Source organism: Isoptericola haloaureus (genome assembly GCF_036689775.1).
In the GTDB taxonomy this organism is placed as follows: domain Bacteria; phylum Actinomycetota; class Actinomycetes; order Actinomycetales; family Cellulomonadaceae; genus Isoptericola; species Isoptericola haloaureus.
In genome coordinates this window covers 473,721-485,838 of sequence record NZ_JBAGLP010000116.1, presented here as the reverse complement: position 1 = coordinate 485,838, position 12,118 = coordinate 473,721, and the positions used below count along the sequence as shown (strand labels likewise).

Sequence of the window (12,118 nt, the reverse complement as noted above, 5' to 3'; positions counted from 1 at the left end):
AGCGTCGGCAGTTCGTCGTCGGATCGGCACTTCGAAGTGCCGATCCGACGACGAACTGCCGACCAGTCGCGCGCGCTGCGTGAATCTGCGGCTGGTACTGGTCACCGGGCGCCCGGTCCGCCAGGATTCTGCTCGTGCCCGCGCGTCCGGCGGGGCGCGTCGTCCGCACCGAAGGAGCCCGATCACCGATGGGAACGAGCCTGGCCGGTGGCCAGACCCTGCTCGACCGACTGCCGGGGCAGGAGGCGCTGCTCGCGCAGGACGTCCGGTTCCGCCCGCGGTGGTGGACCTCGCAGGCACCGGCGTCCTCGTGGCTCGAGGAGCTCCCGGCGGACCCGGCCGACCCGGAGCGCCGCCGGCTCTCGCGCGGCCGGATGCTCGCCGCCGCCGACGGGGCGGACGACTGGGAGTCGCAGGCCCTGCTCGCGTCGTGCGCGTGGAGCGCGGGGGACCGGGCCCTCGTGGCGAGCCGCAGCGCGCGCGCCCTCGTCGAGACGGAGCCGAGCGAGCTCCTGTCACGGCTCCGGCTGGCCGCCAAGCACCTCGGCACCGGGCGGGGCGCCGTCGACGCCTACCGGGCGATGCAGCGCGGGGGAGCGGCGAGCGTGAAGCACCTCGGTCCGGCGGCGTTCACGACGTTCCTGTACGTCGCCGACTTCGCGACCCGCGGCGGTGTGCGCGGCGGTGACGCGCTGATCATGGATCGGAACGTCGTCCGCGCGCTGAACGACCTGCACGGCCTGTCGGTGCCCGACGGCGGTCCATGGTCGGTGGACCTGTACGCGCGGTGGCTGGATATCGCCGCGGAACAGGCGTGGCTGGCGGCGATCGAGCTCGGCCGGACGGTGCGATCCGACGAGATCGAGTACGCCTACTCGGAGCACGGCCGGGTGCTCTGAGACCGGGTGGCCTTAACGGGTGAAATCGGACGGGTGCGGTAGTCATCTATCGCGCCCGTGGGCGAGGATCGCTCGCATGGTGTCCTCCTTCGGCTGGCTCGACGTCGACGCCACACAACGGCAGAAGATGCTCGAGGTCGTGGACCTCTTCCGCGAACAGGGCACGGTCGACGACCTCGGTGTCGGCACCATCCGTGACGCTCTCTCCGACCTGCTCTTCCCCGGCACCTCCGTGCTGCACACGCGGCTGCGCTACGTGCTGTTCGTCCCGTGGTTGATGCAGCGCGCCGCGCACAAGAGCAGTCCGGCCGAGATGAGTGCCGAGTTCCGGCGCCTCGAGTTCCGGCTGATCGAGAGCCTCCTGGCCGGTGGCGAAAAGCAGGGCGTCATCGGCAACACCGCCCGCAAGAGCCTCAAACAGCTCCCGAGTACCATGTACTGGTCGGCGCTCGACGCCTGGGGGGTCCGCGACGTCGCCACCGTCGACGCGTTCTTCCGTCGGATGCACGACACGCGCGCCCTGCAGCGCCGCACGGCCGCGACCGACGACCCGGAGTCCCGTGCCTTCGTCCCGGCGTCGGGGATCGACCCGCATCTGCCGCCGGAACCGGACGAGCTGCTGAGCGCCACGGGTCTCGCTCTCGCACCGGTCGAGGAGCAGTACCTCTCCGACCGCATCGCGGCGTCGACGCGCGGCTCGATGCTCGCCTGGCTCGTCCACCACCCGCCCGGTGAGCTCCCGCGGCGGGTGTGGGACGTCGAGCATCTCGACGAGGCGCCGGAACACCTCCGCGTCGCGGTCGACCATGCCCGCCGCTACAGCCTGGCAATCCACGGGGCGGCGCTCCTGTACAACCTGCTCCTGGCCGAGGCCTCCGAACAGGAGGAGCTCGTGGAGGCCTACCGCGACGCACTCGGTGACTGGCGCTCCGAGCTGGAGGCGACCGGGGCACTCGCGGACTGGGACCGCGCCGACTTCTGGGCCACGGTCCACGCCAGCAACCCGCGGGTCCGTGCGGTCACACGAGCCTTCGTGGATCGATGGCTCGACCTGATCGCCGTGCACGACGGCGTCGCCGACGTCGGTGAGGCGCGCACCCTGGTGAGCACGCGGGAGAAGAGCATCAAGGGCGGCCGTGCCCGCCTCCTCAACCAGTCGGCGCTGGACCGGTGGACCGGCGCGAGCGGCACCGGCCGCCACGACTTCCGCTGGCTCGTGGCGCGGTCCCATCTGGAGGACCTCTACAGCGCCCGCGGCATCGAGGTGGCGGCCTGATGCTCACGCCACAGACCCGCGTCATGCTCACCGGCGCCCTGCGTCCGCCCGCCGGCTACCGCGTCGACACCGCCGTCGGAACCTCCTACTCGCTCGACCTCACCGCCCTGCTGCTCGCGCCGCTGTCGTTCGCGCTCTATGACCACTCAGGCGACGATGTCCTCGCCGTCGATCCGGTCCGCCTGCTCGAGGCGGTGCGCCGGCACACCGCCCGCACCACCGTGTTCTGCCAGGCCGGAGGGATCCACGTCCCGGCGGCCTACCGCCCGATCCACACGTTCGTCGAGGACAGCGTGCTCGAAGTGATGCCGCCCGAGGGGCGCACGCTGTTCCACCCCAAGCTGTGGGCGCTGCGGTTCGTCGGCCCTGACGGCGGCCTCGTGCATCGCGTGGTGGTGCTGAGCCGGAACCTGACCTTCGACCGCTCGTGGGACACGGCGCTCGTCCTCGACGAGTCCGACGGCGGCAGGGTCGAGGCGGCACCGGCCGCGGACTTCCTGCGGGGACTTCCGGGACTGGCACTCCGCGAGCTGCAGCCCGACCGCGCCGCCCAGGTCGACGACCTGGCCTCGACGTTGGCAGGGGTGAGCCTTGCGCCGCCGGAGCCCTTCACCGGCGGCCGGCTGCTGCCGATCGGCCTGTCGGACGAACCGGTGTGGCCGTTCCCGGACGAGGCGCGACGGCTGCTCGCCATCAGTCCGTTCCTGACCCGGCACGCGGTGCGTCGGCTCGGTGCGCTGAGCATCGACCGGGTGCTGGTGTCTCGTCCCGAGTCCCTGGAGCTCGTCGGTTCGCAGGCGTTGGCGGGGTGGGAGGCCACGGTGCTGCAGCGCCTCGCCGAGGTCGAGGCCGGAGAAGACGTCGACGCGCCGCCGGCAGCACCCGACGAGTTCGCCGTCGGTGAGGGCCTGCACGCCAAGACGTTCGTGCTCGACCTGCCGCGGTCCCAGTCAATGACCGTGACCGGCAGCGCCAACCTCACTGCGGCGCCCTGGGGGCGCAGCGTCGAGTTCGACGCCGTGCTGACCGGTCCGACGGCGCGCTGCGGGGTGGCGGCGACCCTTGACGGGTCCGACGAGGCCCCCGGACTGCGCAGGATGCTCGCCGAGCACGCGGTGTCCACGGCCGAGGGCGCCGACGACGCCGCGATCGAGACCTCGTACGCGCTGGAGGCGTTCCACCGGGCGCTCGCGGTCGGTGGGCCGGTGCTGCACGTCGAGCCGCTCGACGACGAGCGCGTCCACGCCACGCTGACGCTGACCCTGCCGGACGACCTGCCGGACGACCTGCGGGGCGAGACCCGCATCTGGCTCGCCTCCCTGCCCGGGGAGGGTCAGTCCCGGTCCCTGGCCGATCAGGTCGAGTGGACCGTCGCCCCGTCGAACGTCACGCCGTTCGTCGCCGTGGAGACCACCGCGGGCAGCGGCGGCGCCCGCGCCACGCGGCGCTGCGTGATCAAGGCCGACCTGACCGGCGCGGTGGGCTCACGTCGCCAGGACGCGGTGGCCTCGGTCCTGCAGAGCAAGGCCGACGTGCTGCGCTACCTCGTCCTGCTGCTCGGTGACCCCTCGTACGACGCGTTGTTCGCTCAGCTCGCCGGCGTCGACGGTGCCGGTTTCCACGGCGCGTCCGGACACTCGGTCGAGGACGTCGCGCTCTTCGAACCGCTGGTGCGTGCCACGGGGCGCGACGAGGAGGCCCTGGCTCGGGTGGCCAGCCTCGTCGAGGAGTTGCGCGAGCTCGACCGCGCCGAGGACCTCGTGCCGGACGGTTTCGACGAACTGTGGGATGTCGTGTGGCAGGTGCACCAGGAAGGACGCGCATGACCGAGACCCGGCCCGACGTCGAACGGACACTGGCGAGCCTCAAGGACTTCCAGCGCGCCACCGTCGAGCACGCCTTCCACCGGCTGTTCACCGACGAGGACGCCACCAAGCGGTTCCTCGTCGCCGACGAGGTCGGGCTCGGCAAGACGATGGTCGCGAAGGGACTCATCGCCCGGGCCGTCGACCACCTGTGGGACGACCCCGACCGGCGGATCGACATCGTCTACATCTGCTCCAACAGCCAGATCGCCCGGCAGAACCTGTCCCGGCTCAACGTCGTCGGCGGGACCGAGCTGCGCCACGCCGACCGCCTCACCCTGCTGCCGCACGTCATCCGGGACCTGCGCCGGAGCCGCCTGAACTTCGTCTCCTTCACGCCTGGGACGTCGTTCCAGGTGGGCAGCACGGGCGGTAAGGCCGAGGAGCGGGCGCTGCTGTACCAGATGCTCGCCAAGAGCCGCGGCGGCGAGTTCACCCGGCGCAACGCCTGGAAGAAGTTCTTCCAGGGCTGGATGAGCCTGGAGAACTTCGAACGACGCCTCGCTGCCGTCGACCGCAACGACCTCGACGACGAGCTGTGCCAGTCCCTGGAGGAGGAGATCGCGCAGGCCACCGGACCCGGCGGCGCACCGCTCACCGCCGAGCTCGAGGCCTGCGCCGACGAGTTCGCCTACCGGCGCCGCCCCGCCGAGGGTGACCTCGCCCGCCGCCGGGACCGGCTGGTCGGCACGTTGCGCCAACTCGTCGCCCGCGCGTCGGTCGAGCACCTGGAACCGGACCTGGTGATCCTCGACGAGTTCCAGCGGTTCAAGGACCTGCTCGACGCGGAGGCGGACGACGAGGGGGCAGGTCTGGCGCACGCCGTCTTCGACCACCCGGACGCCAAGGTGCTGCTGCTCTCGGCCACGCCGTACAAGATGTACACGCTGCCCGACGAGCCGGAGGGTGACGACCACTACCGCGACTTCACCCGCACCATCCGGTTCCTCGGCGGCGACGAGAGGGCCGGCGTCGTCGAACGTGAGCTGCGCACCCTGCGCGCGGAGGTCCTCGCCGGTGGCGATCCCGACCGCGCCCGCGCCGCCCGCGACCGCGTTCAGCACGAGCTGCGGCAGGTCATGTGTCGCACCGAACGGCTCGCCGCCACGCCCGACCGGGACGGCATGCTCTGCAAGAAGCCGCTCGACGTGCGCCTCACGCCCGACGACCTGCGCTCCTGGCGGACCTTCGACGACGTGGCCCGGCAGATCGACCGGCACGACGTCTTCGAGTACTGGCGCTCCACGCCGTACCCGCTCAACCTCATGGATCGCGACTCCTACCAGGTGCGGACCCGGTTCCAGGCGGCCGTCGAGCGGGGGGACCCGGACGTCGCCGCGGCGCTCGCAGATGCGACGGGGCTGCTGAACTGGGACGACGTGCGCAGCTATCGGGCGATCGACCCGGGCAACGCCAAGATGCGCGGGCTGGTCACCGACGTGCTGGACCGCGGTGCGTGGCGGCTGGCGTGGGTGCCGCCGTCGCTGCCCTATTACGCCCCGGCCGGTGCGTACGCGGATCCCGCGCTGCGGTCGTTCACCAAGCGGCTCGTCTTCTCCGCGTGGGCGGTGGTGCCCAAGGCGATCGCGGTGATGATGAGCTACGGCTCCGAGCGGCGCGCGATGGAGGCGTCGTCGGGCGACACGCCCGCGGCCGGACGGCCGCGGCGACGGTACGACGACCGTCCGGTCACGCCGCCGCTGCAGTTCCGCATGACCTCCGGTGACGATCCGCGACCGGGAGCGATGTCGACGCTCGGGCTGCTGCACCCGTCCCCGGTGCTCGCCCGTCTGGGGGACCCGCTGGACGTCGCCCGCGAGCTCGGCTCGCTGGACGCGGACACGCAGGCGGTGCTCGACGTCGTCCGCGGACATCTCGAGCCGTTGCTCACCGCGTTGCCGCCGGGCGGTGAGAGCGGCGACGTCGACCGGCGCTGGTACTGGGCCGCCCCGATGCTGCTCGACCTGGCGGGGGAGCACGACCACGGCGCGTTCTGGCATCTCCTCGCTGACGGCGAGGACGACCGCCACGACGAGGGGTCCGCCTTCGGCGCGCACCTGCGGCTCGCGCAGCAGGTCACCCAACTCGAGCTGGGCCGGCGGCCTGCCGATCTGCCGATGGTGCTCGCGCAGATGGCGGTGGCGGGCCCGGGAGTGTGTGCGTTGCGGGCGCTGTCACGGGTGACCGGTGGGGAGAGGGCGCTCGGTCATCCTGTGATCCGGCGCGAGGCGCTCGTCGTCGCCCAGGGGTTGCGGTCGCTGTTCAACAAGCCGGAGATCGTGGCGATCCTGCGCGCGGAGGACGACGAGCGCTACTGGCGCGCCGTGCTCGACCACTGCCTCGACGGGGTGCTGCAGTCGGTCCTCGACGAGTACGCGCACGTGCTGGTCGAGTCCGAAGGCCTGCAGGAGGCGCATCGGCTGGACCGGGCCGTGACGATCTCGGACGTCATGACCGAGGCGCTCACGATCCGGGCGGCGACGAACGTCGTCGAGCAGGTAGGGGTCGCCGACGGCCGGATCGAGCTCGACGAGCACCGTATGGCGAGCCACTTCGCGGCTCGGTACGGGCGGGCCGCGACCAGCGAGCAGACGGCGGTGCGTGAGTCGACCGTGCGCGTGGCGTACAACTCGCCTTTCCGGCCGTTCGTGCTGGCCTCGACGTCGGTGGGGCAGGAGGGCCTGGACTTCCACACCTACAGCCACGCCCTGGTGCACTGGAACCTGCCGAGCAACCCGGTGGACCTCGAGCAGCGCGAGGGGCGCGTGCACCGGTACAAGGGGCACGCGGTGCGCAAGAACGTCGCGGTCGACCATGGCGGCGCGGTGCTGGGCGGTCTCGACGGCGACCCCTGGGCTGGCGTGTTCCACGCGGCGTCCCGGGCCTGCGCGAACGACGGGTCGGACATCACGCCGTACTGGGTGTACGCACGCGACGGCGGCGCCGCGATCGAGCGGTACGTCCCAGCGCTCCCGCTGAGTCGCGAGAAGCAGCACTACCGCCGGCTCCAGCGCACGGTCGGGGCGTACCGGATGGTGATCGGGCAGCCGCGCCAGGACGACCTGCTGCAGTACGTGGGGGAGAGCGGGGCCGATGCCTCGTGGCTTCGAGTGGACCTGACGCCGGAGCCGGTCGAGGTGCCTGCGGCCGACGGCAGGGCGCCGGCCGCGGACCGGCCGGTGTTCGACCCCGTCAAGGACGAGCCGCCGGTCGTGCCGGACCCGTGGGGGAGCGGCGAGGCCGCTCTCTGGTCGCAGGTGCTGTACGACGGCGGGCTGCTCGCGATCAACGTCCGGGAGGGGCGCGGAGCGACATCGGCCGAGCACCGGGACATCGCACGCCGTGCCGGGTACGGCGACGGGCGTGGCGTCGCCGGGACGCGGGCGACGCGCGGGGCCGACGGCGGTCTGTGGCTGACGTTCGTCGGTCGATGTGAGTTGGAGGAGAGCGCCTACGCGCTCGGCCGAGAGCTGCCGGTGGACCTGGGCTGGTGAAAGCTAGGGTGCAGCCATGGTGAATGAGCAGGTGAGAGGCGCGCTGCGGGACTTCGTCGCCGAACGAGACTGGGCCCAGTTCCACACCCCCGAGAACCTGGCGAAGAGCATCGCCATCGAAGCCGGGGAACTCCTTGAGTGCTTCCAGTGGGGTGCGGAACCGGATCCAGCGGCGGTCCGCCACGAGCTGGCTGATGTGCTGTCCTACTGCCTGCACCTCGCCGAGCGCCTCGACCTCGACGTGGACCGCATCGTTCTGGAGAAGCTGGAGATGACGCGGGAGAAGTACCCCGTCGACAAGGCGCGAGGGAGCAGTACCAAGTATGACCAGCTTTGAGATCTCGAGTCGTGCCTTCTCGTCGACGACTCACGAGGAGCTTCGCCAGGCGGGGGATCGGTACACGAACTGGCCCGTTGTCTACGTGCTGGACGACGGTCGACAGGTCTACGTGGGCGAGACGGGCAACGTGGCCAACCGGATGAGGCAGCACGCGGAGACCAAGAGCCACCTGGAGCAGGTGCGCATCGTGCTGGACGACACGTTCAACAAGTCGGTGTGCCTCGATCTCGAGTCGCACCTGATTCGGTACTTCTCCGGCGACGCGAAGCTCGAGGTCCTCAACCGCAACGACGGCGTGATCGACGCCGACTACTTCCTGCGAGAGGACTACAAGGATACCTTCGAGGCGGTCTTCGACGAGTTGCGCTCGCTCGGTCTCTTCGAACGGTCGATCCCGGAGATCGAGAACAGCGACCTGTTCAAGTACTCACCCTTCAAGGCGTTGACCCAGGAGCAGGCCATCGTCATCGAGGACATCCTGGAAGGGCTGTTCGGCGATCTGGAGCGGGACGTCGACACCACGGCAGTCGTCCAGGGTGAGCCGGGGACCGGGAAGACCATCGTGGCCGTCTTCCTGCTCAAGCTGCTGCGTGACATCGCGACTGTCGACGCGCAGGACGCTGCGGAGACGGACACCATGTTCTCCGACTTCTTCGCCGAGGGGCATCGGGAGCTGCTCGAGGGCAAGCGCATTGGCTTCGTCATCCCGCAGCAGTCCCTGCGCAAGACGATCCAGAAGGTCTTCCGCAAGACGCCCCGGATGAAGGGCGTCGAGGTGCTCGGGCCCTTCGAGGTCGGGACTGCCCAGGAGCGCTTCGATCTACTCGTCGTGGACGAGGCGCACCGACTGGGTCAGCGAGCCAACCAACCCTCGGCCTCTCTCAACTCGAAGTACACCGAGATCAACCTGCGCCTCTTCGGCAACGACGACTCCCAGTGGACCCAGCTCGACTGGATCAGGCGACAGAGCAAGCACACCATCTTCCTGCTCGACAGCCTTCAGAGCGTCAAACCTGCGGACATTCCCCAGGATCTGCAGCGTCTACTGGTGGACGAGGCGCAACGTGGGCGACGTCGCTACTGGTTGACATCGCAGATGCGCGTTCGCGCGGGGAGCGACTTCGTGCGCTACGTGCGACGAGTCCTCGGGGACGCGCCACCTGGCGAGGCGGAGGACTTCTCGCCCTACGACCTGCGGTTCTTCGACGACCTGGGTGAGATGCGAGCTGAGATCGCCCAGCGTAACCGGGAGGTCGGTCTAAGTCGGCTCGTCGCGGGGTATGCCTGGCCGTGGGTGACCAAGAAGGATCCTGCTGCCTACGACATCGAGCTCGACGGCGAAAGGCTGCGGTGGAACCAGACCCAGACGGACTGGATCAACTCGGCGACCTCGCCTGACGAGGTGGGGTCGATCCACACGGTGCAGGGGTATGACCTCAACTATGCGGGCGTCATCGTCGGCCCCGACCTTCGCTACGACCCGACGGCGCGCAGGTTGGTCATCGATCGCGCGAACTATCATGACAAGAAAGGCAAGGAGAACAATCCACGGCGCGACATAGTCTACACTGATGACGATCTGCGAGATTTCATCCTCAATATCTATGCTGTGCTCATGACCCGTGGAATTCTCGGCACCTACGTCTACGTGTGTGACCCTGGGTTGCGGGAACACCTACGGCCGTACTTCTCTGCGCCAGCGTAGGAATCGTGCTCCGTTTGCCCCGATCCGACAGTCTGCTCTCCTCGAGGAATCGTGCCATGGGCGCCGTCAAGCGCCTGTCGATCTGATCGCTTAGCAAGTTTTTGGGCATTCGAGGTCTAGATTTGTGAATGATTCAGAGGGGACGGGCGTCACTCGTAGGGGACCACGAGATGCGTAGGTCGTCCGCACCGACCTGGCGGTTCCTGTCGCTGAACTTCCCCCGTTGCTCGAGCATTTGACGCCAGCGTTGGCGCACTCCGTTGATCGTGAACTGCGGGTGCCCGTCGACGAGGGGTGCGGTGCGTTCCGCATGAGCATTCATTTGTGGCCCAGCCTCCCATCGTCAGTCGGGCACCTGCCGCGTCTGGCGCCCTTGTCTGCTTCTCCGTGATGGTTGGGTGAATTCGGAGCTTGGCGACGGGTCCTCTAGTCGTGGCCGTCCGCGGGCTCGGGTGTCCACGTACGGCGACATGGCAGAGATGTCGCCGTACGTGGACTCTCGCGGTTCCGACGCGACCCAGATCACGGCGCGAAGTGTTGCCAGCATGTAACGTGGCCCGTGGTCGGCACGCCGAGGCGTCCCGATCGAGAACGAAACAGGCTTGTGTATCTACCAGGTGCTCCTCGCGCCCACGGCGGCACGACGATCGTGCGGCATCGCCGCGCTGGAGGAGACCGAGAGTGAGTACGACCCAGACCCTGACCGCGACGACGCAGGTCACCGGGCCCGAGTCCACGCCGGACACGAACCACCGCACCACCGTGCTGCAGGCCGTGGGCCGCACCTACTTCCCGCTGGCATTCGTCGCGCGGCTGCCGTTCGCGATGATGGTCGTCGGCGTCCTGACCCTGGTGGTCGCCGGCCGCGACTCGCTCACGCTGGGCGGTGCGACGTCGGGCATGGTCGGCCTCGGAGGGGCGGCGATCGGGCCGCTCGTCGGGGCCTGGGCCGACCGCGCGGGCCAGCGTCGCGTCCTGCTCGCGACCGCCGTGGTGCACAGCCTGCTGCTCCTCGGCCTGACGGCCGCCGTGTATTCCACGGCGTCGGACGCCGCCGTCCTCGCGATCGCGTTCGCCATCGGCGCCAGTGCCCCGCAGGTGCCGCCGATGTCGCGCAGCCGCCTCGTGGCGATCATCCGCACGCGCCTTCCCGTGGCACGGCAGCAGCGCACCCTGAGCCGCACCATGTCGTACGAGTCCGCGGCCGACGAGATCGTCTTCGTCGTCGGACCGTTCGTCGTCGGCGTGCTGGCGGCGGCCTTCGGCCCCACCGCGCCGATGATCGCGGCAGCCGGGCTGACCGCCGTGGCCGTCGGGGCCTTCGCTCTGCACGCCACGTCGCGCACGACGGCGGCACCCGCCACGGGTGCGACGGCCCCCGCCGCGCACAGCACCGGCTCCCAGGCGCCGGTCCAGGAGCTGTGGCACCGACGCGTCCTGGTGTTGGTGGCCGGTTTCGTCGGCATCGGACTGTTCTTCGGCGCGACGCTGACCGCGATGTCGGCCGTGACCGGGGATGCCGGGCACTCCGAGCGGGCTGGGCTGCTGTACGGGTTCATGGGGATCGGGTCGGTCGTCTCGGCGCTCGCGGTCTCCGCGTTCCCGGCGCGGTTCAGCCTCCGCGCCCGCTGGCTGACGGCCGCCGTCCTGCAGCTCGCCGGCGCCGTCGTGGTCGCCACGTCGGACTCGACCGGCGTGCTGATCGTCGGGCTCCTGGTCGCCGGGCTCGGTATCGGCCCGAGCCTCGTGACGATCTACTCGCTCGGCTCGGAGCGCAGCCCGCGCGGCCGCGGCACGACCCTGATGACCATGCTCGGTTCGTCGGTGATCCTCGGGCAGTCGGCGGCCTCGGCGGCCACGGGCGCACTCGCCGACACGGTCGGCACGGGGGCGGCCCTGGCGACGCCGGCAGTCGCCGGAGGTGTCGTCCTCGTGGCCGCCGTCGCGAACTGGAGGCTGGCCGACCGTTAAACTGGATCGAATGGCACCTGCTGAACGCTGGGACGCGGACCTCGCCCGGGACGGGCGAGCGCAGATCACCGCGTCCCGCGCGCGGATGCTCTGGCCGCTCGCCGCGGCGGCCGTCTTCCTCGCCCTCGGGGTCGCCATGGTGAGAGACGAGGTCCGGCCGCTGTCCATCGCCGTCGTCGTGGTCTTCGCGGTCGGCGTCGGCGTCCTGCTGTGGCGGATCGTCCGACCCGTCCGGCTCGAGGTCACGCAGGCCGGCGTCCGCTACCGACGACTCGAGCTGCCGTGGGACGACGTCGTCGCAGTCCATGAGCGGTCCACCGGGGCCAACCACTTCGTGCTGCTGCAGATCACCGACGAGGCGGCGGCTCGGCTGGGCTCCCAGCAGGGGGTCAGCCGCCGGCTGCTGCGCCACGACGACGACACGAGCGGCAAGGCCTGCGTGGAGGTCGCCGGTCCGTTCGACCACCACGGCGAGCTCGTGGCATGGCTCGCCGACGTGCGCCTCAGGCGCCGCGACGTCGGTGCTCGGCGGGACTGATCCCGCGCGGCGACGGGCTGCCCACCAGGC

Annotated in this window: 8 protein-coding genes; all 8 read left to right on the top strand. The window is 70.4% G+C overall.

All coding sequences use genetic code 11. From position 1 onward, the window contains the following. The first annotated feature begins 188 nt into the window (after positions 1 to 188). The gene (locus V5O49_RS07690; RefSeq protein ID WP_332901696.1) at positions 189 to 899 is read left to right on the top strand and encodes an 8-oxoguanine DNA glycosylase OGG fold protein; all 711 of its coding nucleotides are present in this window, start codon (positions 189 to 191) and stop codon (positions 897 to 899) included. Positions 900 to 975: 76 nt separating this feature from the next. Continuing rightward, positions 976 to 2,175, top strand: coding sequence for a DUF6361 family protein (locus V5O49_RS07685; protein ID WP_332901695.1), 1,200 nt, complete (start codon positions 976 to 978; stop codon positions 2,173 to 2,175). Further along, positions 2,175 to 4,001 carry a phospholipase D family protein gene (locus V5O49_RS07680; protein WP_332901694.1) on the top strand — a complete coding sequence of 609 codons (1,827 nt, stop codon included), beginning with the start codon at positions 2,175 to 2,177 and terminating at the stop codon, positions 3,999 to 4,001. The genes V5O49_RS07685 and V5O49_RS07680 overlap by 1 nt, the downstream gene beginning before the upstream one ends. Further along, a complete protein-coding gene (locus V5O49_RS07675; RefSeq protein WP_332901693.1) occupies positions 3,998 to 7,534 on the top strand; it encodes a DEAD/DEAH box helicase in 3,537 nt (1,178 codons plus the stop codon). The genes V5O49_RS07680 and V5O49_RS07675 overlap by 4 nt, the downstream gene beginning before the upstream one ends. Before the next feature lie 16 nt (positions 7,535 to 7,550). After that, positions 7,551 to 7,871, top strand: a complete 321-nt coding sequence (locus tag V5O49_RS07670) for a nucleotide pyrophosphohydrolase (RefSeq protein ID WP_332901692.1) — start codon at positions 7,551 to 7,553, stop codon at positions 7,869 to 7,871. After that, complete coding sequence (locus V5O49_RS07665) at positions 7,858 to 9,579, top strand: DNA/RNA helicase domain-containing protein (RefSeq protein ID WP_332901691.1); 1,722 nt, start codon at positions 7,858 to 7,860, stop codon at positions 9,577 to 9,579. The genes V5O49_RS07670 and V5O49_RS07665 overlap by 14 nt, the downstream gene beginning before the upstream one ends. Positions 9,580 to 10,260: 681 nt before the next feature. Continuing rightward, entirely contained in the window at positions 10,261 to 11,550 is a 1,290-nt protein-coding gene (locus V5O49_RS07660; RefSeq protein ID WP_332901690.1) for an MFS transporter, read from the top strand. 10 nt (positions 11,551 to 11,560) lie between these two features. Beyond that, positions 11,561 to 12,088, top strand: coding sequence for a hypothetical protein (locus tag V5O49_RS07655; RefSeq protein WP_332901689.1), 528 nt, complete (start codon positions 11,561 to 11,563; stop codon positions 12,086 to 12,088). Positions 12,089 to 12,118 lie beyond the last annotated feature (30 nt).